This window comes from Micromonospora sp. AMSO31t (genome assembly GCF_008868175.1).
GTDB lineage: Bacteria > Actinomycetota > Actinomycetes > Mycobacteriales > Micromonosporaceae > Micromonospora.
The window spans coordinates 16,661-37,905 of the sequence record NZ_WBKT01000046.1 but is presented as its reverse complement, the minus strand read 5'-3'; the positions used below and the strand labels follow the sequence as shown (position 1 = coordinate 37,905).

At 70.3% G+C, this 21,245-nt stretch carries 25 protein-coding genes and 1 tRNA gene; 11 read left to right on the top strand and 15 right to left on the bottom strand.

The annotated features are described in order from the left end of the window. The 4 genes from F8274_RS13365 to F8274_RS13350 form a co-directional block, all read right to left on the bottom strand. The coding region (locus tag F8274_RS13365; protein WP_151462622.1) for a DUF6458 family protein at positions 1–217 on the bottom strand (217 nt) is incomplete at its 3' end. Positions 218–387: 170 nt separating this feature from the next. Beyond that, positions 388–2,244, bottom strand: coding sequence for an acyl-CoA dehydrogenase (locus F8274_RS13360; protein ID WP_151462621.1), 1,857 nt, complete (start codon positions 2,242–2,244; stop codon positions 388–390). A 138-nt stretch (positions 2,245–2,382) separates the two neighbouring features. Then, positions 2,383–3,510, bottom strand: coding sequence for a PP2C family protein-serine/threonine phosphatase (locus tag F8274_RS13355; protein WP_151462620.1), 1,128 nt, complete (start codon positions 3,508–3,510; stop codon positions 2,383–2,385). Positions 3,511–3,610: 100 nt separating this feature from the next. Next, complete coding sequence (locus F8274_RS13350) at positions 3,611–4,228, bottom strand: septal ring lytic transglycosylase RlpA family protein (protein ID WP_151462619.1); 618 nt, start codon at positions 4,226–4,228, stop codon at positions 3,611–3,613. Positions 4,229–4,425: 197 nt separating this feature from the next. On the opposite strand from F8274_RS13350, the gene F8274_RS13345 reads away from it, so the two are divergent. Continuing rightward, positions 4,426–4,965 carry a phosphoribosyltransferase gene (locus F8274_RS13345; protein WP_192579815.1) on the top strand — a complete coding sequence of 180 codons (540 nt, stop codon included), beginning with the start codon at positions 4,426–4,428 and terminating at the stop codon, positions 4,963–4,965. A 23-nt stretch (positions 4,966–4,988) separates the two neighbouring features. After that, positions 4,989–5,192 (top strand): hypothetical protein, encoded by a 204-nt coding sequence (locus tag F8274_RS31225; protein WP_192579817.1) that lies wholly within the window; start codon positions 4,989–4,991, stop codon positions 5,190–5,192. On the opposite strand, the gene F8274_RS13340 is transcribed toward F8274_RS31225, so the two are convergent. Beyond that, on the bottom strand, positions 5,185–5,697 hold the full coding sequence (locus F8274_RS13340) for an alpha/beta hydrolase (protein WP_151462617.1): 513 nt from the start codon (positions 5,695–5,697) through the stop codon (positions 5,185–5,187). The genes F8274_RS31225 and F8274_RS13340 overlap by 8 nt on opposite strands. Positions 5,698–5,784: 87 nt before the next feature. Here F8274_RS13340 and F8274_RS13335 point away from each other — a divergent pair, with 87 nt between their 5' ends. Continuing rightward, a complete protein-coding gene (locus tag F8274_RS13335; RefSeq protein WP_151462616.1) occupies positions 5,785–6,219 on the top strand; it encodes an ASCH domain-containing protein in 435 nt (144 codons plus the stop codon). A 4-nt stretch (positions 6,220–6,223) separates the two neighbouring features. Here F8274_RS13335 and F8274_RS13330 read toward each other — a convergent pair whose 3' ends face one another. Both F8274_RS13330 and F8274_RS13325 read right to left on the bottom strand, forming a co-directional pair. Then, on the bottom strand, positions 6,224–7,102 hold the full coding sequence (locus F8274_RS13330; protein WP_151462615.1) for an LLM class flavin-dependent oxidoreductase: 879 nt from the start codon (positions 7,100–7,102) through the stop codon (positions 6,224–6,226). Between the two features lie 49 nt (positions 7,103–7,151). Continuing rightward, positions 7,152–8,204, bottom strand: a complete 1,053-nt coding sequence (locus F8274_RS13325; RefSeq protein ID WP_151462614.1) for a MerR family transcriptional regulator — start codon at positions 8,202–8,204, stop codon at positions 7,152–7,154. A gap of 141 nt (positions 8,205–8,345) precedes the next feature. Here F8274_RS13325 and F8274_RS13320 point away from each other — a divergent pair, with 141 nt between their 5' ends. Continuing rightward, entirely contained in the window at positions 8,346–8,666 is a 321-nt protein-coding gene (locus F8274_RS13320) for a PadR family transcriptional regulator (RefSeq protein WP_151462624.1), read from the top strand. A 54-nt stretch (positions 8,667–8,720) separates the two neighbouring features. Further along, positions 8,721–9,812: a hypothetical protein gene (locus F8274_RS13315; protein WP_151462613.1), complete on the top strand. Its 1,092-nt coding sequence runs from the start codon at positions 8,721–8,723 to the stop codon at positions 9,810–9,812. Here F8274_RS13315 and F8274_RS13310 read toward each other — a convergent pair. Further along, complete coding sequence (locus tag F8274_RS13310) at positions 9,757–10,359, bottom strand: NUDIX hydrolase (protein WP_151462612.1); 603 nt, start codon at positions 10,357–10,359, stop codon at positions 9,757–9,759. The genes F8274_RS13315 and F8274_RS13310 overlap by 56 nt on opposite strands. Positions 10,360–10,390: 31 nt before the next feature. Beyond that, positions 10,391–11,281 (bottom strand): LysR family transcriptional regulator, encoded by an 891-nt coding sequence (locus F8274_RS13305; RefSeq protein ID WP_151462611.1) that lies wholly within the window; start codon positions 11,279–11,281, stop codon positions 10,391–10,393. A gap of 114 nt (positions 11,282–11,395) precedes the next feature. Here F8274_RS13305 and F8274_RS13300 point away from each other — a divergent pair, with 114 nt between their 5' ends. The 4 genes from F8274_RS13300 (at position 11,396) to F8274_RS13285 (ending at position 13,719) form a co-directional block, all read left to right on the top strand. Further along, positions 11,396–11,752 carry a DUF1801 domain-containing protein gene (locus tag F8274_RS13300; protein ID WP_151462610.1) on the top strand — a complete coding sequence of 119 codons (357 nt, stop codon included), beginning with the start codon at positions 11,396–11,398 and terminating at the stop codon, positions 11,750–11,752. Beyond that, positions 11,749–12,135 (top strand): VOC family protein, encoded by a 387-nt coding sequence (locus F8274_RS13295; protein WP_151462609.1) that lies wholly within the window; start codon positions 11,749–11,751, stop codon positions 12,133–12,135. The genes F8274_RS13300 and F8274_RS13295 overlap by 4 nt, the downstream gene beginning before the upstream one ends. A gap of 67 nt (positions 12,136–12,202) precedes the next feature. Then, the gene (locus tag F8274_RS13290; protein ID WP_151462608.1) at positions 12,203–13,201 is read left to right on the top strand and encodes an aldo/keto reductase; all 999 of its coding nucleotides are present in this window, start codon (positions 12,203–12,205) and stop codon (positions 13,199–13,201) included. Next, a complete protein-coding gene (locus F8274_RS13285; RefSeq protein ID WP_225853771.1) occupies positions 13,201–13,719 on the top strand; it encodes a GNAT family N-acetyltransferase in 519 nt (172 codons plus the stop codon). The genes F8274_RS13290 and F8274_RS13285 overlap by 1 nt, the downstream gene beginning before the upstream one ends. Here F8274_RS13285 and F8274_RS13280 read toward each other — a convergent pair. From F8274_RS13280 to F8274_RS13265, 4 genes are all read right to left on the bottom strand, one after another. Continuing rightward, positions 13,692–14,294: a hypothetical protein gene (locus F8274_RS13280; RefSeq protein WP_151462607.1), complete on the bottom strand. Its 603-nt coding sequence runs from the start codon at positions 14,292–14,294 to the stop codon at positions 13,692–13,694. The genes F8274_RS13285 and F8274_RS13280 overlap by 28 nt on opposite strands. A gap of 578 nt (positions 14,295–14,872) precedes the next feature. Then, a complete protein-coding gene (locus F8274_RS13275; protein ID WP_151462606.1) occupies positions 14,873–15,946 on the bottom strand; it encodes a DNA cytosine methyltransferase in 1,074 nt (357 codons plus the stop codon). A gap of 7 nt (positions 15,947–15,953) precedes the next feature. Next, positions 15,954–17,741, bottom strand: coding sequence for an ATP-dependent endonuclease (locus F8274_RS13270; RefSeq protein WP_151462605.1), 1,788 nt, complete (start codon positions 17,739–17,741; stop codon positions 15,954–15,956). Positions 17,742–18,011: 270 nt separating this feature from the next. Continuing rightward, positions 18,012–18,578: an HAD family hydrolase gene (locus F8274_RS13265; RefSeq protein WP_151462604.1), complete on the bottom strand. Its 567-nt coding sequence runs from the start codon at positions 18,576–18,578 to the stop codon at positions 18,012–18,014. A 53-nt stretch (positions 18,579–18,631) separates the two neighbouring features. On the opposite strand from F8274_RS13265, the gene F8274_RS13260 reads away from it, so the two are divergent. Then, the gene (locus F8274_RS13260; RefSeq protein ID WP_225853770.1) at positions 18,632–19,255 is read left to right on the top strand and encodes a site-specific integrase; all 624 of its coding nucleotides are present in this window, start codon (positions 18,632–18,634) and stop codon (positions 19,253–19,255) included. 90 nt (positions 19,256–19,345) lie between these two features. On the opposite strand, the gene F8274_RS13255 is transcribed toward F8274_RS13260, so the two are convergent. Continuing rightward, positions 19,346–19,419 (bottom strand) — tRNA-Gly (locus F8274_RS13255). 197 nt (positions 19,420–19,616) lie between these two features. Here F8274_RS13255 and F8274_RS13250 point away from each other — a divergent pair. Continuing rightward, positions 19,617–20,600, top strand: coding sequence for a zinc metalloprotease (locus tag F8274_RS13250; protein ID WP_151462603.1), 984 nt, complete (start codon positions 19,617–19,619; stop codon positions 20,598–20,600). A gap of 94 nt (positions 20,601–20,694) precedes the next feature. Here F8274_RS13250 and F8274_RS13245 read toward each other — a convergent pair whose 3' ends face one another. After that, the gene (locus F8274_RS13245; RefSeq protein ID WP_151462602.1) at positions 20,695–21,240 is read right to left on the bottom strand and encodes a pyridoxamine 5'-phosphate oxidase family protein; all 546 of its coding nucleotides are present in this window, start codon (positions 21,238–21,240) and stop codon (positions 20,695–20,697) included. Positions 21,241–21,245 lie beyond the last annotated feature (5 nt).

Genomic DNA, 21,245 nt, shown 5'->3' with positions numbered 1-21,245 from the left:
CGGTCGGGTGGGAGAGCCGGTTCTCCTCCACGATGAGCGTGCGTGCCCGCTTGCGGCGGTCCTGCCAGAACCAGAGGGTGGTGAGCAACACGCCCAGCCCGGCCAGGATGAACACCCAGCCGACCGCGCGCAGGTCGATCCACCAGACGTTGGCCCGGATGGCGAAGGTCATGATCGCGCCGAGCGCGATGAGAAAGATTGCGCTGCCAATGCCCATGTGCGCTGCACTCCCCCGTGCGGTGGCCCTTGGGCGTGCCCTGTCGTGGTCCGCGACGGTTACCCGCCAGGCGGCCGGCCTACCGGCCACGGGGTGAAAACACGGCGGCGGCCGGCGAGCTGTGCGCTCGCCGGCCGCCGGTCGTCAGGGTCGAATCGCCCCAGCGGGGATCAGAACGCCTCCTCCGGGAGGTCCATGATCTCCAGGTCCGCGCCCTCGATGATCCGCCGGTCGGAACCGATGCGGGGCAGCACCTCGCGGGCGAAGAACCGGGCGGCGGCCACCTTGCCGGTGTAGAACGCCTTGTCGGTGGCCGAGACCTCGCCGCCGAGCGCCTTCAACGCCACGTCGGCCTGCTTCTGCAGCAGCCAGCCGACCACCAGGTCGCCGATCGCCAGCAGGAACCGGCGGCTGCTCAGGCCGACCTTGTAGAGGGCGCGGGCGTCGCCGGCCTGGGCCTCGGTCAGCCAGCCCATCATCACGCCGAGGATGTTCTGGATCTCGCCGAGCGCCTTGCCGAGCGCCTGCCGCTCCTCCTTGAGCTGGCCGTTGCCGGCCTCGGAGGCGATGAACTCCTGGATCTCGCCGGCGACCGCCATGAGCGCCTTGCCGTTGTCCCGGACGATCTTCCGGAAGATCAGGTCGAGGCTCTGGATCGCGGTGGTGCCCTCGTAGAGGGTGTCGATCTTGGCGTCCCGGACGTACTGCTCCAGCGGGTAGTCCTGGAGGAAGCCGGAGCCGCCGAAGGTCTGCAGCGCCTCGTGGCCGAGCAGCTCGTACGCCCGCTCCGACCCGACGCCCTTGACCAGCGGGAGGAGCAGGTCGTTCACCCGCTTGGCCAGCTTGGTGGCCTTCTCGTCACCGGCGGCCTCGGCGACCGCCACCCGGTCCTGCCAGGTGGCCGTGTAGCAGACCAGCGCGCGCAGGCCCTCGGCGTACGACTTCTGCATGAGCAGGGAGCGGCGCACGTCCGGGTGGTGCGTGATGGTCACCCGCGGGGCGGCCTTGTCGGCCTGCTGGACCAGGTCGGCGCCCTGCACCCGGTTCTTGGCGTACTCCAGGGCGTTCAGGTAGCCGGTGGAGAGGGTGGCGATCGCCTTGGTGCCGACCATCATCCGGGCGTACTCGATGATCATGAACATCTGCCGGATGCCGTCGTGCTTCTCGCCGAGCAGCCAACCCTTGGCCGGAACGCCGTGCTCGCCGAAGGTCACCTCGCAGGTGTTGGAGACCTTCAGGCCCATCTTGTGCTCGACGTTGGTGGCGAAGACGCCGTTGCGCTCGCCCAGCTCGCCGGTCTCCTCGTCGAAGTGGAACTTCGGCACGACGAAGAGGGACAGGCCCTTGGTGCCCGGACCGCCGACGCCCTCGACGCCGACCGGACGGGCCAGCACGTAGTGGACGATGTTGTCGGTCAGGTCGTGCTCACCCGAGGTGATGAAGCGCTTGACGCCCTCGATGTGCCAGGAGCCGTCCGGCTGCGGGATGGCGCGGGTGCGGCCGGCGCCGACGTCCGAGCCGGCGTCCGGCTCGGTCAGCACCATGGTCGAGCCCCACTGCTTCTCGATGAAGAGCCGGGCCCACTTCCTCTGCTGCTCGGTGCCCTCGACGTGGAGCACGTGCGCGAAGGACGGGCCGGAGGCGTACATCCAGATCGGGGCGTTGGCGCCGAGCACCAGCTCGGCGAGCGACCACCAGAGGGCGCGCGGGGCGTTGGTGCCGCCCAGGGCCTCCGGCAGGTCCAGCCGCCAGAACTCCGAATCCATGAACGCCTGGTAGGACTTCTTGAACGACTCCGGCAGCGGCGCGGTGTGCGTCGCGGGGTCGAAGACCGGCGGGTTGCGGTCGCTGTCCGAGTAGCTGGCGGCCAGATCCTCGCGGGCCAGGCGGTCGACCTCGGAGAGGAAGCTGCGGGCGGTGTCGACGTCCAGGTCCGTGTACGGCTCCTGGCCGAACGTCCGGTCCGCCCCGAAGACCTCGAACAGGTTGAACTCGAGGTCCCGAAGATTGCTCTTGTAGTGGGTCATGCTCGCTGGCCCCGCTTCCGGACAGGTGTTACCGATCAGTAACTCCAGACTGTATTACTCGCCGGTAGCCAACGACAAGCCGATCTCGGAAGTGACAGCCATTACACACTTCCGGTTCACCCGACGGTGACCGTCGGCTCAACTCTCGGCCGCGCCGACCTCCCAGCTCGGCACGGGCGCCGCGGCGGCGCTGCGCGGCCCGGTGTATTCCATCAGGACCAGCGCGATGTCGTCGTCGAGCCGGCCGTGCACCCACTCGACAAGGGCGGTCTCCAGCGAGGCCAGACCGTCGGCCACGGTGCCGTGCCCGAGCAGCCGCCAGGCCCGGTCGGCGGTCGGGAAGAACTCCCCGTCCCGGCGCGCCTCGCCCAGCCCGTCGGTGAAGAGGAGCAGCCGGTCGCCCGGCTCCAGCCGCTCCACCCGGGGCCGGACCACCGGCATGAAGCCGAGCGGCGGCGCGGGCGCCGGCGGTTCGAGCGGGATGACCGCGCCCCGGCGCAGCAGCAGCGGTGGCGGGTGGCCGCAGTTGACGATGGTGAGGGTGCCGCCGCGCTCCTCGACCAGCGCGGCGGTGACGAAGTCCTCGTCGCCCACGTTGCGGGCCACCGCCCGGTCCAGGTCGGTCACCACCGCGCGCAGGTCCGCCCGCTCGTACGCCACGTGCCGGTAGGAGCCCAGCACGATGCTGGCCAGCCGGACGGCGTCCAGCCCCTTGCCGCGCACGTCACCGATGATCATGCGGACGCCGTACGGGGTGTCCATCGCCTCGTACAGGTCGCCGCCGATCTCGGCGGTCGCCGTGGAGGAGATGTAGCGGGCGGCCACCGCCAGGGTGCCGACCTGCGGGCCGAGCGACCGGAGCACCGCCTGCTGGGCGACCGAGGCGAGCCGGGACAGCTCCGCGATCCGCTCGGACTGGCGCTCGCGGACCCCCGCCACGGCGCCGGCGATCGCGGTGGCCAGCGCGATGCCGGCCACGTTGACCGCGGTGACGAGCGACATGGTCTGCTCGGCGAGCGCGAACGCGGCCCCGATCCCGGTGGCGAGCAGCCCCACCCCGAGCACCACCCGCCAGGACGCGAGCGCGGCGGCGAGGAACGGGGCGGCCACCATGAGCGCGACGTAGTGCGCCGGCCGCCCGTCCGCCAGCTCGACGGCGGAGACGATCGCGAGCAGCGCGAGGGCCGCGCCGAGGCCGGCGCGGGATCCGGGGCTCAGCGGGCCGCGGCCCGACTGGAAGGGTTGCGTGCGTACATCGGACAGCATGCCTGATGGACGTGAACGGGTGAATGAACCTGGCCCGTCGTCCGAGGATGTTCTGGCCGGCCGGATCCCTCCGCCGACCCGATCGCCGCCGGTCACCCGGTCAGCCGAGGACCTCGTACCTGACGGTCAGCTCGCCGAGGTCGGTCGAGGCGATCGCGGCGAAGGCGGCCCGGGAGAGGTCGATGCACCGGCCGTCGATGTACGGGCCGCGGTCGTTGATCCGGACCACGACCGACTTGCCGTTGGCCGGGTTGGTCACCCGGACCTTCGTGTTGAACGGCAGGGTCTTGTGCGCGGCGGTCAGCGCGTCCGGGTTGAACGTCTCGCCGTTCGCGGTCATCTGCCCCTCGTCGTAGAAGGACGCGCCGCAGGAGCCGCTGTTCACGACCTTCGCGGCGGTCGTGGTCTTCTTCGCGGTCGGCTTCGGGCTCGCGGTGCGGGCCTTGCTCCGGGACGCCGCCTGGGTCCGGGTCGCGGTCGGGCTCGGGGTGGCCTTCGGCGAGGGGCTGAGGCTCGGCGAGGCGGAGGGGGACGCCGAGCTGGGCGCGAGCGTGCTGGGCAGGGCCTCGACCGCGGCCGGCGCCGTGGCGGGCTCGGCCGAGGTGAGCTGGACCGCGCCGACGGTGCCGCCGATGGCGAGCGCCACGCCGACGGCCGCGGTGGCGGCGATGCCGGCCGGCGAGGAGAACTTGCGGGTACGAAGGTGCCTACCAGCCACCGCCCGGTCCTTTCGTCTGCTGAACAAACCGGCTCGGACCGTAACGAGAGAAGCACTTCGGAAGTCAACGTGATCATGGTGCTATGCCCGCATTTACCCTGGTACGTGTAGCCGATCAAGCCAGCACCACTCCACCGAACGGAGGAATGAGTGCTGGCCGGGGCCGGTGTGGCATCGCCTCGTGCCGGTGCCCCAGGATGGAGGGCGTGCTGAGCCGACGCCTGGTCGAGCTGTTCCGCTGGGTCGACCCCGGCCCGGGGAGCAGCCATCTGGTCAGCGACCTATCCGCCTGGTGGCGGGATCCCGAGGTGCTGGCCGGGGTCGGGCCCGCCCTCGCCGGCCTCTTCCCGGCCGCCCGGCCGACCGTCGTGATCGCGCCGGAGGTGACCGGGCTGCTGCTCGGCCCGCTGGTCGCGGTGGCCGCCGGCGCCGGGTTCGTGCCGGCGTACAAGGACGGCGGGGAGCGGCGCCGGATCGGGCCGATGCGCTGGGCGGAGACACCCCCCGACTACCGGGGCCGGCAGCTCCGGGTCGGCGTGGACGCCCGCCGCCTCGGCCCCGGCGACCGGGTGCTGCTCGCCGACGACTGGGTGGCCACCGGGGCGCAGCTCGACGCGCTGCACCACCTCGTCCGGGACAGCGGGGCCGAGTTCGTCGGGACGGCGGCGCTTGTCGCGACCTGTCCGGCGCCGGTCGCCGAGCGGCTCCGGCTGCGCGCCCTGCTCACCGGGGGGTGATCCGGGTCGGGCACGCGGTGCGCGTGCTGCGTACCGACGGGGAGAACCCGCAACGGCCGGCCGAGCTGGGCCAGCCGCTCGGCTACTGGGCCGCCCGCTGGCAGCCGGTGCCCGGCGCCGGCCCGCTCACCGGGCGGTCCGACGTGCCGGCCGCGCTCGCGGCGGTGCCCCGTACCGGCGACGACCGGGTGCTGGCCGCCGCCGGCTACGCCGGTCAGCTCATGTGACGAAGTCCTCGACGGCGTCGCAGACCCGGCCCAGCGCCTCGGCGGAGCGCGCCAGCGGGCCGGGCACCAGCATCGAGTGGTCGGCGTCCGGCACCTCCAGCACGTGCGGGCTGAGCCGCCGGGCGGTCTCGCCCTGCCACGCCGGGTCGGCCGTCCCGCCGACCAGCAGGCACGGCGCGCTCGCCCGGCCGAGCCCCTCCACCACGTCCGGGTTGTTGAGCAGCGGGGTCAGCCAGACCGCCCGCACGCCCCGGTCGGCGGCGAGCGGGGTGGCGAAGCTGCCCAGCGACTTGCCGACCATCAGGTCGACACCGTCGAGCACCGGGGTGACCTGCTCGGCCACCCACTCCGGAGCCCGGTCGATGCGCAGGTCGCGAGGCACCTGCCAGGTCACCTCGTGCACCTCGAAGCCGAGGCGGCGCAGCGCCTCCCCCACGTACGCGAAGAGTGGCGCCCGGCTGTCGTAACCCCGGCCCGGCACCAGCAGCGCCCGTCGATCCGCCATGCCGCCCACGCTAGTCCCGGCGGGGCGACCCGTGGGGGCGGGTGAAATCCCGCGACGAGCCGGCAGCCAGCCGTTAGCGTCGGCAGGATGTGGCCCCGCATCGGTGGACTCCGCACCCTCGCCCTCGGCACGCCCGGCGAGCTGCGCACCACCCTCAACACCCTCGTGCTCTCCGGCGTGAAGACCGCTACCGCCGGCCTGCTGACCGACGAGTACGCCACCGAGAACGAGGAGCTGGAGCACGTCGGCGAGCGGCTCGTCCTGGTCGACGACGAGGACAAGCTGATCGGCGTGGTCGAGGTCACCGAGGTCGAGGTGGTCCGCTTCGCCGACGTGTCGTGGGATTTCGCCCGCTCCGAGGGCGAGGGGGACCGGTCGATCGAGGAGTGGCGCGAGGGCCACCGCCGCTACTGGGCACGGGTGGGCTTCCCCGTCGACGATGACAGTCAGGTGGTCTGCATCCGGTTCCGGCTGGTCTCCGCCGGGGACGGCGGCATCACCACCGGCGACCTGGGGACCTGACCGGTCAGAGCCGGCGCAGCTCGGGCAACAGCTCCGCCGCCCGCACCAGCACCGCCTCGTCGCCGGCGTACCAGCTGCTGGCCCGGGGCCAGTGGGTCACCACGTCGGTGAAGCCCAGCCGGGCGGCCCGGGCCACCTGCTCGGCGAAGAAGTCCGCGTCGCGCAGCGAGTAGACCGGCGCCGAGTCCAGCGACAGGTAGCGGTCCAGGGTCGCCCGGTCGCGCCCCGCCTGGTCCAGCGTGCCGTCCAGCCGTGCGGACAGCTCCGCCACGGTCGACCACCAGCTCTCCAGGTCGTCGCCGCCGAGGCCGGTGGTCACCCAGCCCTGCCCGAAGCGGGCGACCAACCGCATCGACCGGGGCCCGTTCGCGGCGACCACGAACGGCACCCGGGGCTGCTGGACGCAGCCGGGATTGTTGCGTGCGTCGACCGCCGCGAACCACTCGCCGCGCCAGGTCGTGCCGTCCTCCCGCAGGATCAGGTCGAGCAGCTCGGTGAACTCGGCGAACCGGTCGACGCGCTGCCGGGGCGGCAGGGTCTCCCCGCCGAGAACCGCCGAGTCGAAGCCGATGCCGCCGGCCCCGAGGCCGAGCAGCACCCGCCCCTCGGAGACGTCGTCGAGCGCGGTCACCTGCCGGGCGAACGCGGCCGGGTGCCGGAAGTTCGGCGAGGCCACCAGGGTGCCGAGACGGATCCGGGAGGTCACCGTCGCGGCGGCGGTCAGCGTGGTCATCGAGTCGAACCAGGGCCCGTCGACCAGGTCGCGCCACCCCAGGTGGTCGTAGGTCCAGGCGTGGTCGAAGCCCCACTCGTCCGCCTGCTGCCAGCGCCGCCGGGAGTCCGACCAGCGCTGGTCCGGCAGGATCACGATGCCAATTCGCATGATCGCCAGGGTACGACCCGGGTCGGACAGGCCGACCCGGGTCGCGGGACTACGCCGCCACCAGGTCGGCGACCACGCAGGCGATGTTGTCCGGTGCACCTGCGGCGTACGCGAGGTCGACCAGGCGCCCGACGGCGGTCTCCGGGTCGTCCGCCCCGGCGAGCGCGGCGTGCAACGCCTCCGGGTCGACCACCGCGGCGAGCCCGTCGGAGCAGAGCAGGTAGCGGTCGCCGGCCAGGGCGGTCCGCAGTGCGAGGTCCGCCTCGACCTCGCCGGCACCGAGCGCCCGGGCCAGCAGCGCCCGCTGCGGATGCGCCCCGGCCTCGGCGAGGCTGAGCTTCCCCTGGTCGACCAGCGTCTGGACGTACGTGTGGTCCTGGGTGAGCCGGGACAGCTCGCCGCCACGCAGCAGGTACGCGCGGGTGTCCCCGACATGCACGAGAGCGAGCCGGGTGCCGCGCCGCAGGATGGCGGTGAGCGTGGTGACCGGCTGGTGGGCGGCGGTGGCGTGCGCGCGTACCGCCCGGTCGGCGGCGGCCACCGCGTCGGCCAGCGCGGCGAGCAGTTCGGTGGCCGGCGCGCCGGCCGGCTCCAGCGGCCGCAGGGCGTCCACGGCGGCGGTGCTCGCGGCGGCCCCGCCCGGGCCCCGCATACCGTCCGCCACGGCGAGCAGGCTCCCACTGGCGTACGCGGTGTCCTCGTTGGAGTCCCGGACCGCGCCGGTGTCGCAGCGGACGGCGTACCGGAAGGTGGTGTCGGACATGGTGGTGCCCCTCTCGGTGAGCTGGTCGACGAGGAGCGCGACGGCGCGACCGCGAGCCACGGTGTCGGCACTGACCCGCCGCCACCAGCTGTCCACGGTCTCGGCGGCGGCGTCCGGCGGCAGGCCGCAGACGTCCTGGATCTCGGCCAGCGGCATGCCGGCGCGGCGCAGCGCGGCGATCAGCCGGGCCGGGTCGAGCTGGGCCGGCGCGTAGTACCGGTAGCCCGAGTGCGGGTCGACGGCGGCCGGGGGCAGCAACCCCAGCTCGTCGTAGAGCCGCAGCGCCTTCGGCGTCAGGCGCGCCGCGCGGGCGAACGCCCCGATGGTCAGCAGCTCCACGGACCCATCCTCCTCGCGCCGGTCGCGTTCCTCGTGCCGGTCTCGGCGACCGGCACGGACCACGCTGGGCCTTGCCGCAGGGGCAGGGTCAAGGCGTTGACGATGTATCGATCACTTATCTATGTTGCCGGTGTGACTCAGATGCGGGAGCCCACGTTCCTGATCCTCACCGCGCTGGCCGGCGGTTCCCGGCACGGCTACGGGATCATCCAGGAGGTCACCGCGCTCTCCGCCGCGCGCGTCACCCTGCTGCCCGGCACCCTCTACACCGCGTTGGACCGCCTCAGCGCGCAGGGCCTGGTCGAGCCCGACCACGAGGAGGTGGTCGACGGCCGGCTCCGCCGCTACTACCGGCTCACCTCCACCGGCCTCGACGCCCTCCAGAGCGAGACCGCCCGGCTGCGCCAGCTCGCCACGGCCGCCGAGACGCGGCTGCGCGCCCTACACCCCCGCACCGCCTGACCCGCGTCCCGGGCCGCCCTCGGCCCACCACCGATCGACCTGGAGGGGACGGCCATGCCACCGACGGGGGACCCCCTGGCCCGCCGCTACCGGCGCCTGCTGCTCGCCTATCCGCCTGGCTACCGGCGGGAGCGCGGCGAGGAGATCGTCGGCCTGCTGCTGGACTGCGTGCCCGCCGGGCGGGCCCGGCCCACCCTGCGGGAGGCAGCCGACCTGGTCCGGGCGGGCCTGCGCTGCCGCCTGGGCCGGCCGGTCAGCCGCACGGTCGGCGTGTGGGCCGTCCTCACGGCGCTGATCTGCGGGTTGTTCACCGGCGCGCTGGCCGCCCGGGCCGCCTGGGAAACCTCCCGGCCGCAGCCCGACCGGGCCGAGTTCGCGGCGGCCTTCGCCGAGGCGTTCCCCGGGCACCGGCTGGGCGAGGACGTGTCGACCGCCCGCGCGCTCTTCGTCATCTACGGCCAGCCGCTGTCCCGGGCGTCCCTGCGCAGCCTGCTGCTCGGCGACGGCGGCGAATACCAGGAGGGGGTGGCCGGCGGCTCGGCGACCGGCCCCATGCCGGCGTCCGAGGCGCAGACGCTGGCGACGGCGCAGCAACGCCTCCGGGACGCCGGCTGGCAGGTTTACGAGCCGACCTCCGAGGTCCTCCAGACCTGCGCGGACCCGCGCTGCGACCCGGCGAGCCAGCCGGTCGAGACCGTCCTCGTGGCCCGCCGGGGCGACACCGTGCTCCGGGCCACCTTCGACGACCCCCGGACCTACAGCTCGTATCTCGGGGTGGAGCTGCAGCGGGCCGCGCCGCCGGCCGTGCTGCCCGCCGCCGTGCTGGCCGGGCTGGTCGGTGGCGCGCTGGCCTGGCTGGTCTTCGCCTGGGTGAGCCGGCGCACCGAGGGTCGGCGGCGGGCGCCGCTGCTGCTGCTGGGGGTCACCCTGTTCTTCTGGTGGGCGCCCGTGCTGCTCGCCACCTCGTCGCTGGCCCGGCACCACCTCGACGAGCCGCACCCGAGCTGGCACCCGCTCTGGGAGTGGCTCGGTCAGCCGACCCTCTCGCTGTTCTTCCTGCTCGGCCTGGCCAGCGCGCTGATGCTGCTGCTCACCGCGGTGACGCCGCGTCGGGACCCGCGCCCGCTGACCGTGCGCCTCGGCTGAGCTTCGCCAGCATCCGGCCAAGGTGCGGCTCGACGGTGCCCGGCACGGCGTCGGCCACCTCGCGCGGCGTCCACCAGCGGACGCCCCGGAACTCCGCCGGGTCGGGGATCAGCTTCTGGTCGCGGCTGCCGGCCAGCACGTACCAGAGGCTCACGTCGGTGTGCCGCTCCTCCGGCGGGCCGACGGTCCCGGTCACCGTGAGGAAGGCCGGGCGCTCGCCGAGGTCCGGCGCGAAGACGGCCGGCACGCCCAGCTCCTCCACCATCTCCCGGCGTACGGTCTGCGCGGGGTGCTCGCCCGGCTCGACGTGGCCGCCGCTGGGCAGCCACATTCCGGCCTTGCGGTGGTCGACCAGCAGCACCGCGCCGTCCGTCTCGTCGCGGAGCAGGAAGTAGGCCACCAGGTGCGGCGAGGGGGTGCGCGGCTTCACCCGGCGGAAGATGTCCTCCGTCGTGGCCAGCCACGCCAGCGTCGTCGCGCGGTGCCGCGCCTCCTGCTCGTCGCCCGGCGTGAGCGCCTCGACCAGCGCCCGGATCTCGTCCCGCACGCCGTCATGCTGCCAGCCGGGTCCGACAGCCTCAGGCCGGTGCCGGGTTGGCGTCGACCGCGGCGCGGACGAACTCGCGTACCCGGGTGGTGCTGTTGCTGGCCAGCCACACCGGACCGCGCCGGATCGGCGGCGCGTCGCGGATCGGCACGTAGGCCAGGTCGGGGCGGGCGTGGTAGTGCCGGGTCTGCTCGCCCACCGGCAGCACCCCGCGCCCCATCGCGACCAGGGCCAGCATCTCCGAGAAGGTGCCCCCGACCGGGCCGCGTGGCACCGGCCGCCCCGCCGGCGTCCGCTCCGGGGTGCGGTCCCGCTTGAACGCGGCCGAGGTCACCGCCGGGTACTGCACCACCGGGTGGTCGGCCAGCACCTCCAACGACACCGCCTCCGCGCCGGCCAGTGGATGGTTCGCGGCCACCGCGAGCACCCGGGCCTCGTGCAGCAGCGCCTGGCCGTTCGCCATGCCGTCGAAGGGGTACGCGGCGATCAGCACGTCGATCGTGCCGTCCCGCAGGCTCGACCGGGTGGTGGCGAGCGGGGCCTCGTGGACGTGCACGACGCAGTCCGGGTGGCGCTCGCTGAACAGCGTGACGGCCCGGAGCAGCAACGGTGCGGTCGACTCACCGACGTACGCCACCCGCAGTTCGCCCGTGAGCCCGCGCCCGGCGTCGACGGCGCGCTGGACGGCCTCCTCGATGCCGGCGACCAGCGGACGCAGGTCGTCGGCGAGGCGGGCGCCGATCGGGGTGAGCCGGACCACCCGGCTGGTGCGCTCGAAGAGCGGCGCGCCGATGCGGCGTTCCAGCTTCCGCACCACGTGGCTGATCCGCCCGGTGGTCACCCGCAGCTGCTCGGCGGTCCGCCCGAAGTGCAGCTCCTCGGCGAGGGTCAGGAACGTCTCGACCTCGTACCGCTCCAGCACCTGCCGGCCCCCATCGTTGAATCCTGGTCAACGATCGTAGCCCGATCGCGTCTTGGTCCGGACGGCGCCGAGGACGAGTGTTGACGGTGTTCCCACCGCACACAGGAGGACCACATGGATCCCGTCACCACCTATCTGACCGGCCTCGACGCGCCATTGCGCGAGACCGCAGAGAAGCTGCGTCCCGTCATCGAGGCCGCGTTGCCGGAGGCCACCGGCGCCCTGTGGCACGGCCACCCGGTGTGGGGGCTGGGCGACCGGCCCGGCCAGACCCCCGTCTGCCTGCTCAAGGCGTACCCGGCGTACGTCACGTTCGGGCTGTGGCGAGGGCAGGACGTGGCGGACGACTCCGGGCGGCTCGTCCCGGGCGCCCGCCGGATGGCCTCCGTCAAGCTGCGCGCCGTGGACGAGATCGACCCGGAGCTGTTCACCGGCTGGCTGCGCGACGCGTACGCGCTGGAGACCCGGTGAGCGCCGTGCGGGTGACCGGCTTCGACCACCTGGTCCTCGCCGTCACCGACGTCGAACGGTCCCTGGCGTTCTACTGCGACACCCTCGGCCTGGCGCCGGTGCGCGTCGACCGGTGGCGGGCCGGCGAGGTGCCCTTCCCCTCGGTACGCGTCAACGCCGACACCATCATCGACCTGGTCCGCGGCGAACCGGAGGGGTCGAACGTGGACCACTTCTGCCTCGTGGTCGAGCCGCTCGACTGGGCGACGGTGGTCGACTCGGGGGTGTTCACGGTGCTGACCGGGCCCGTGCCCCGCTTCGGGGCCCAGGGCACGGCCACCTCGATCTACGTCCGCGACCCGGACGGCAACACCGTCGAGCTGCGCTGGTATCCGGGGTCTTGACTTCGAGCCCGCTCGAAGCCGCAGAGTGGCAACCGGCGGAACCACGACGCGGGACGGGGAGCGGATCATGAAGCGCACGTTGGGGCGGAGCGGCATCGAGGTCAGCGCGCTGGGCATGGGCTGCTGGGCGATCGGCGGCCCGTACGCCGGCGGCGCCAACCAGTACGGCTGGGGCCGGGTCGACGACGCCGAGTCGACCCGGGCCGTCCGCCGGGCCCTCGAACTCGGCGTCACCTTCTTCGACACGGCGAGCAGCTACGGCGCCGGGCACAGCGAGGTGGTGCTCGGCAAGGCGCTCGGCGCGGACCGGGACCGGGTGGTGATCGCCACGAAGTGGGGGTTCACCTTCGACGAGCGGACCAGGGAGGCGCTCGGCACCGACAGCAGCGTCGCGTACCTGCGCAGCTGCCTGGACGGCTCGCTGCGGCGGCTGGGCACCGATCACGTCGACCTCTACCAGCTCCACCTCGGCGACCTGCCGGTCGCGGAGGCCCTGGACCTCGTCGCACCCCTGGAGGACCTGGTCACCGCCGGCAAGATCCGGGCGTACGGCTGGAGCACCGACGACCCGGAACGCGCCGCGGCCTTCGCCGCCGCCGGCCCGCACTGCGCGGCCGTCCAGCACGACATGTCGGTGCTGGCCGACCGGCCGGCGATGATCGAGCTGTGCGAGCGGGCCGGGCTGGCCAGCATCAACCGGGGGCCGCTCGCCATGGGCCTGCTCAGCGGCAAGTACGCCGACGGCCGCACCGTGCCGCGGGACGACGTGCGCTCGCAGAGCTACGACTGGATGACGTACTTCCGCGACGGCGCCGGGGCACCCGAGTGGCTGGCGCGGGTGGAGGCCCTGCGGGAGGTGTTCGCCACCGGTGGCCGTACGCCGACGCAGGGCGCGCTGGCCTGGCTCTGGGCCCGCAGCGGGACCACCGTCCCGATCCCCGGGTTCCGTACCGTCGGCCAGGTCGAGCAGAACGCCGGAGCGCTCGCCCAGGGCCCGCTGCGGCCCGACGAGTTCGCCGCCGTGGAGGAACTGCTGGCCGATCTCCGGGTTGCTAGCGTCGCCTGATGCCCGAACTCGAACGGCTCGCCATCCGCCACGCTCCGGCCCTGCTCCACTTCGAGCAGGTGAACCGGGCGTACTTCGCCCGGTTCGTGCCGGACCGGGGCGACGACTACTTCGCCGAGTTCACCGACCGGCTCGTGGGCCTGCTGACGGAGCAGGAGACCGGACAATGCCACTTCCACGTCCTGGTCGACGACGACGGCACGGTGCTGGGCCGGTTCAACCTGGTCGACGTCGCCGACGGCAGCGCCGTACTGGGCTACCGGGTGGCCGAACGGGCCACCGGGCGCGGCCTGGCCCGGGAAGGCGTCCACCGCGTCTGCGCGCTGGCCCGGAGGAGTACGGGCTGCACCGGCTGGTCGCCTCGGCCGCGCTGGCGAATCCGGCCTCGCTGGCGGTGCTCCGGCGGACGGGCTTCGTGCCGGTCGAGGAGGTCCTGCTCAGCGGCAAGCCCTCCCTCCGGCACGTCCTCGACCTCGCCTGACCACGTGGGTCAGGCCGCGCGCGCAGGCGTCCCGTAGATCCCGTCGCCGACCTGTGCGCTGTCGACCAGGAGAGGGTGGACACTCCACCGCGCCGCCAGCTTGAGGACGTCCTGTTCGTTGGGCGCCGACTCGTACCAGGCGTCCCAGTCCTCCTCCTCCCAGTCCCGCCAAGTGTCCGCGTAGCCCCGGAGGCCCTTGCCGACCTGGTGCTCCGCTGGCGTGGGGTCGCCGACGAACAGCGGGACGGCGCCGTCGAAGGTGGCGAACGCCCGCAGGACCACACCGTTGACCGCCCACGCCCATCCGTGGGCGAACCATCCCCGCTCGTTGACGAAGAACTGGACCTCGCCCAGCCGCACGCTCAGGGCCGCCAACCACTCGGGAAACCGCGGGTCGGCGGCGCTGTAGTCGAACGGCCCGAGATCGCGCCGGCCGTGCGCCAGGGTCCACCCGTCCACGGGACCGGCCACGTACACGCCGGACGCGTACGCGCGGTCGACGCCCTCGTCCCAGGAGAGACGCTCGCGGTCGGCCAACTGCAGCGCGTCGGCGACCTCCTCCGGGCTTTGCTTCCGCACGGCGAGCCAGGTGGTCTTGAACCCGAACCCCATGCGGCCCATCATCGCGTCGACAGTCGCCGGCAACACTCCGCCATCCGGTCGCCTCCGACGTGCCGACGACGGCCCGCTGTGGTGCTGTCGCTCGTTACGCGGCGCGAAGGCGAGCGCGGACAGCGCGTCCGAGTCTCGCGGCCAGCGACGGTTGTGGGAGCGGCGAACCGCCCAGACCCCGCCGACGATCGCCGCGATCGTCGGCAACAGGCAGCAGATTGCCAGGACCGAGAGATGCCACGGCTTGATAGCTCTGATGGCCGAGAGGTTAGCTCCCGCTTGCCAACACTGCGATGGCCGATCTTGAAAGTCGAAGGCCCCGGCTGGACTCGCGTCCTGACCAGGGCCTTTCGTGTGGAGCGGGTGACGGGAATCGAACCCGCACTGTCAGCTTGGGAACCGTACAAGAGCCGCTGATGACTCTCCTGCTGGCCAGTTCAGCGGGAGATCGATTGTCCTGGAGTGACCTCACGTGGCCCGCCGTAATGGCCCGCTAATGGCCTAGATCTTGAGCTAGCCCGCTTGTCACCGCTGAATCGCTCAGGAGACCGGTGGCTTCTACCCCGTCGTGCGCCGAGCTAGGCCGGAACTACCTCAGCACGCTGCGTGAGAGGTGTTCGGCGTCCTCGGCTGCGGGGCATTGCCAAGATTGCCTCGGCGACCCGCTGTGCAAGCAGTGGAGGAACGGCGTTGCCGACCTGCCTTCCCCGCGAGGTGAGCGTTCCGGAGAACCGGAAGTCACGTGGGAAAGTTTGAAGGATTGCCGCCTCGCGCAAACTGATTGCCCGATGTTGGTCGGGGTGGCCGTACCTACCGTTGGAGTAGCTTAGGCAGCGAGTCGTCATTGCGGAAGCGGGGCGATCCCAGGCCAAACGGCCGTATACATCGGTGTGACCGGCATGTCCCTGATGACAGTTCAGGAGCAGATCCTCTTCCCAGCTCTCTCGCCCGCCCCCCTCTGGGGTGGCCAGCATCCTCCGGTAGTTAAGTTCCGAGAGCGACATGGCTGCGTGGTCCGGATCATCCGGATGTGTCTCGCCAGCGGCGATCTGGGGTAGATCGCGGATCCAATCTCGAACTGTGCTTAACGGCTGACGCTTCCCGCCATGAGTAGGGTTAGGCATGGGAGCCGCATCGCCCAGCGCAGCGACTAGGACCAGACGCAGCCGCCGTTGCGGAACGCCGAAATGTGAGGCATCAAGAACTTTACATTCTACTTTGTAACCGGCGGCTTCAAGTGCGGCGATGAACCGCCCTAGCGGGCCATCCATCCCGACCTTCTGCATTCCCGGGACATTTTCGACCACCACATAATCAGGCTTCAAGGCGACAACGAATCGTTCAAATTCCGTCAGCAGTGATCGGCGAGGATCATTGTCATCTCGGCCTCGATTCTGTTTCGAGAACGGCTGGCATGGCGCGCAGCCCGAGAATAAGATCTTGCCTGAGCGCGGCAGCACCTTCTTTACTTCGGCTACCGACATCTCACGGATATCGCGCTCGAAAAATTTCGCCTCAGGGAAGTTCCGGCGGTACGTGGCAGCAGCGTTGGGATCGTTGTCGATCCCGGCTAGGATGGACATTCCAGCATTGCGGAATCCGAGACTGGTTCCACCGCATCCGGAGAAGAAGTCCACCACAGAGACCTTCACGGCCGCCTCACTTAGTGCCCTTCTGGAGAAAACGCTTGACCCGAGCCCTAATCTCAGCCATCTCCGGCGTTTCAGTTGATACGTTCGCCAGTGCCCGCTCCTGCTCTGCCAGCACCTCTTCCGAGGTCACGGGCTGCCAAGATGGCCTTTGCAACGCATCAGTCGTCCTCTCAACCCAGATGGCCTTCGTGATCTTAGCATCGGCGTCGGGGTTCTCGCGACCCTCCATCTTGAGCAGCAGGCCCTCAGGCGTCAGCCCGGGAAAGTAATCAACGTTTTCTCTGACCCAATTCAACACCATCTTCAATTGCTTCAATTTCTGGGCCTCGTTAGCGACTCCCCCCGCCCCGTCTGGCGAAAGTTGCGGCTTGCCGTTGAGAGCCTTCGAGACTGTCTCTTCCATGTCCCCGTCAGGAACGGCAGATGCTTCGGGAGTGGGTTCCTGTGGTCGCTGATCACCGTCGAGCATTACGAGATAATTTTCATTCCCTGCTAGGGAAAAAGATGGAACGAAGCGAGTCTGAATAGAGTTAGTCCCACCAGGCAGTGGCGTTATCGCAACTTGAGAGTTCGCCGCCTCTCCGAGCGGCTGCATTGCGCGTCTTACTATGGCTGCCGCTAGCAAGTCTTCGACGAAGATGGTCTTATCCTGGGGAAGTCGGACACCCAACCGGAAGAAGGCCTCTGACGAGTCCGACTCCTGGCTGATGAGGTTGACTCGGCCGTCCGTCTCGGACGGATGGAAGACCTTGATTGCGTTCGGCGGCAGGTCCCGGATAATTTCCGGTGCGTGTGTAGAGAGAACAATTTGATGGCGATGCGTCTTGGCTTGCTCGGCAAGAAAATCCATCAACTTTATTTGAGCGCCTGGATGAAGAGAGACCTCGGGTTCATCGAGCAATATTAGCGAGCAAGGGGGGGAATTAGTCACTGCCCTTACCAGCATCACAACCGCAAACTCACCACTGCCGGCAAACGCCTCGGAGTACCTGTGCCCGAAGGATTTCAGCAGGACCGTATGACCGTCCACATCAAAATACCGGTGAGCCATTACGCGAATAGAATCATAGCGCCGCCCGAGTATTTCCGATATGGCCCGTAATTGCAGCTCTGTGACGTCGTGTGCGCGTTCTGCGATACGTTGCACTTGGAAATGATCGTGTTGGCGCCTACCCGTTTTCAAGGACAGGGCCATGTGCGGAGACTTTCGGCGAATAAATGCCTTGCGTTCCGCTAGGGTAGTTTTGCCCGGCCGAGCCGGAGCGTGGAAGAAGAATTTGTCGTAAGCTGACAGCTCAGACCGGAAGTCGATATAGGTTACTTTCTTCTGAACTGCTTTCCAGCGTGTTTTAGTTCTATCGGGCGACGGCTCCTCGCCATCGGCAAGCTTGGGCATACGCTTCATCCCATCTTGAAGCAGTGGCCGTGAAGGCTCCCAAGCGTCGGGGTTATCGCCACGCCGAATTCGGGTCTTGATGGCCTCTACAACTTCGCCAGCACTGGGAGCCCACAAGCCGTGAATGAAACGATGGCGCTCATTCTCGGAAATGGGATCGAGTGATGTGGAATACCAGTATTGACCCAAGTCGTAGTAGTCGGGACATCCCTGTAACGCTCGCAGAATTGCAGTCTTGTTAGACCCGTTGGGGCCAACAAGGGCCGTAATCGGGTGAGTAAAGTCAATCTGAAGGCCGGGCCTCAAGTTCCGAAAAAGCGGGAACCTGATGTAGCGTATGTACGGCTCGAATTTTTTGGCTGCCAGCATGCTGGAAAGCGACTTGTGAATCGAAACCACGAAAGCGTCACCCCTGCCGACTCGGCCTTTTGCTTACAGTCTGTGCCCAGAAGGTAGATGACCTTATAACGATGTTCAACTACATCGCAACAGTGGCGACGACATTCCATCAGCTATTGGCCGGCGTCCAACGGGCGGAATGCCGCCATGACGACATAACCACCAACATCAAGTCGGAATCACGGGTTCTCTGTCGCAATGCCGACACGTTAGTGACTGCGCTCCCCTGAGGGCACCAATCGTCTGTGCTGTCCCCCTGGTTTCGGCAGGTCAGTCCGTCTTTGGGGACACCGGGGACACGGGGGACACCGGAGACAGCGCGTCAGGAATATCCGCCATGGACGTCACGACGACGTCTGCCGTCGTGAAGGCGTCGATCTTCTCCGCTCTATTGGCGAAGCCGATTGCGGCGGCCCCGGCGGCATGGGCCGCCTCGATATCGGAGAGTGAGTCGCCGACCAGCGTGCAACGCCCCGGCGCGACCCCGAGGGCGCGGACCGCATCGAGGACCGGCCCGGGATTCGGCTTCATCCGCCTCGGATCCGCGTACGCCCGGCCGATGATCGGCGCGACGTACGTAGCCAAATCATGCGCCGTCAGGTATGCCTCGATCGCCGTTGCCGAGTTGTTGCTCACGACGGCGACCGGCAAGCCGCGCGCGTGCGCACCGAGGATCACCTCACGCCCGAATGGTGTAGGTACCGCGACACGGGCAGCCTGCAACTCGGACGCACATAGCGCTTCCTCGACTGCTGTCGTCAGGTCGTGCGAGCACGTCTCGCCAACCCATCGCAGTACGGCAAGAGGGTCGCCCTCGCCGCGTACCTCCGGCGGCATGGCGACGCTCTTGACTTCGAGCAGCGCAACCAGTTCGGCCGCTGGCCGAGCGGATGCCGGAGCGTTTCCGGGCGCTGATCCTGGTCACGACGTTCGGATGCCTGCGGTGGGGCGAGGCAGTCGCCCTGCAACGCTGCGACGTCGACCTGTCGGCCGGCACGGTGCGGGTGCGACAGGCGTTCGTAGAGCACCGGGGAACCGGCCTGATCCTCGGCCCGCCAAAGTCACGGGCCGGCGCACGGACCGTAGCCCTCCCCAAGGCGGCTCTACCTGTGCTGAAACAGCACATGGGCAGCCACGTCGGCGAGGCATCCGAGGCGTTTGTGTTCACCGGCGAGAGCGGCCGGAACCTCTGGCGCGGCAACTTCAACAAGCTGGTCAAGTGGCCCGAGGCGGTCGCGGCGATCGGCGCGGCCGGGCTGCACTTCCACGACCTGCGGCACACCGGCAACACCCTCGCGTCGCGGGCACCAGGCGCGAGCTTGCGCGACATCATGGCGCGGATGGGGCACGACAGTCCGCGTGCCGCGCTGATCTACCAGCACGCCAATCGGGAGGCCGACCAGGGCATCGCCGACGCGATCGACAAGGCGGTAAAGGCTGCCCGGCGCAAGCCGAGCAAGCGCAAGGTCAAGCGGGTTGCCGAGGGCGACGGACCGGCCGCCGAGGCGAGCTAATGGCCCGCTAATGGCCCATCCCTGTTTCAGCATGACCTAGAACCACGGAAGCCCTGGCGGGACGTCTGTCCTGACCAGGGCTTCTGTGTGTGGAGCGGGTGACGGGAATCGAACCCGCACTGTCAGCTTGGGAAGCTGATGTTCTGCCATTGAACTACACCCGCAGGCGGCACCACTGTACAGGAGGTCACCACCTCCGTGCACCCAGGTACCCCGGAGCGGCGGCCCGCCGGCTACCAGGAACAAGTTTCACCACGGCAACATATGGTCGTTCTCAAATGCTTCGATCGGATGTACCGTCTCCTCCACGTTCTCCGACCGTGACATACCCCCTGTCGCGCCCGCAGAAAGAGGTGGGCCCATGGGACTTCGTCCCAACCTGCTGACCCGGCGTACCGCCGGCGTCGCGTCGACGACCCTCGCGCTGCTGCTCAGCACCGCCGCCGTAGGCGTCGTCCCCGCAGCTTCCGCCTTCTCGGCCGCCCCGTCCGGCTCCTGCGCCGAGCCGGCCGACGTCCACTCGGACGCGCGGGTGAAGAAGGGCGGACACGCCAAGCTGGACCCGAACGAGCTGACCGCCAAGCAGGTCCGCGAGCGCGACGCCGACCTCACGGCGGCCCTGCGTGAGCGGGCGAACTTCCGCGCCGGCGCCGGAGCGACCCCGCTGGCCACGGTGACCATTCCCGTCGTGGTCCACGTCATCCAGCGGGACAGCACCCGGGCCGGCGGCAACATCCCGGACTCGATGGTGACCCAGCAGATCGCCGTGCTGAACAACGCGTACAGCGGTGGCACCGGCGGCGCCGTCACCGCCTTCAGCTTCCAGCTGACCAAGGTGCACCACGTCACCAACGCCGCCTGGTACCCGATCGTCGAGGGCTCTTCTGCCGAGCGCTCGATGAAGACCTCGCTGCGCGAGGGCGGCAAGAACACGCTCAACCTCTACCTGGGCGAGCTGAGCGACGACCTGCTTGGTTGGGCCACCTTCCCGCAGCGCAAGCTGAACAGCATGGACGGTGTGGTCGCGCTGAGCGAGTCGCTGCCGGGTGGCACCGCGACCAACTACAACCAGGGCGACACCGGCACCCACGAGGTCGGCCACTGGCTGAACCTCTACCACACGTTCCAGGGCGGCTGCTCGGGCTCGGGTGACAGCGTCTCCGACACCCCGGCCGAGGCCTCGCCGGCCTTCGAGTGCCCGACCGGTCGCGACACCTGCACCGCCACGGGCAAGGACCCGATCACCAACTTCATGGACTACACCTACGACTCGTGCATGTACCAGTTCACCGCTGGTCAGGCGAGCCGCATGCTGACCGCCTGGAACGCCTACCGCGCGGCCTGACCGCCACGCACCGCACACCGGCGCCGGTCCCGTCCTCGGACGGGGCCGGCGCCGGCGCCGGCTCTGTTCGGGCAGGAGCCCCTCGGGTAAGGGGTCAGGCCGCCGGGCGCCGGGTGTCGAAGCCGTGCCGGCCGCGCCGGCCTTCCGGGGCGAGCGGGTCACGCCGGGCCGGGGCGTTGGCCCGCGGGTCGAGCCAGACGCGCACCTCGGGCCGGCCGGTGCCGGGGCGGGCCACCTGGTCGCGCCGGGTCAGCATCGCCACGTCGACAGTGAACTCGAACAGCCGCCAGTCGCCCTGCGGCGCGGCCCGGCCGATCCGGGCCACCCGGGCGACGGTCGCCGGGTCGGTCACCGGGTGGGCGCGGCCGGCCACGTAGGCCTCGTCGTCGCTCTCCTCGGGCGGGAAGGAGTGCAGCGCGTAGCGGCCGTCGCGTTCGAGGTCGCGACGCTTGGGCGAGTCGATGACGAAGCACCAGAGCCCGTCGTCGGTGATGACCGGGGAGACCGGATGCACGCGCGGGCCGCCGTCGGCGCGGACCGTGGCGAGGTAGCCGAAACCCGGCCCGTACTGCTGCAACAGGAGGCGGATCTCGTCGGCGAGTCGGGGCTCGTCGGCGGCGAATTCGGACCAGGAAGCCATGCGGA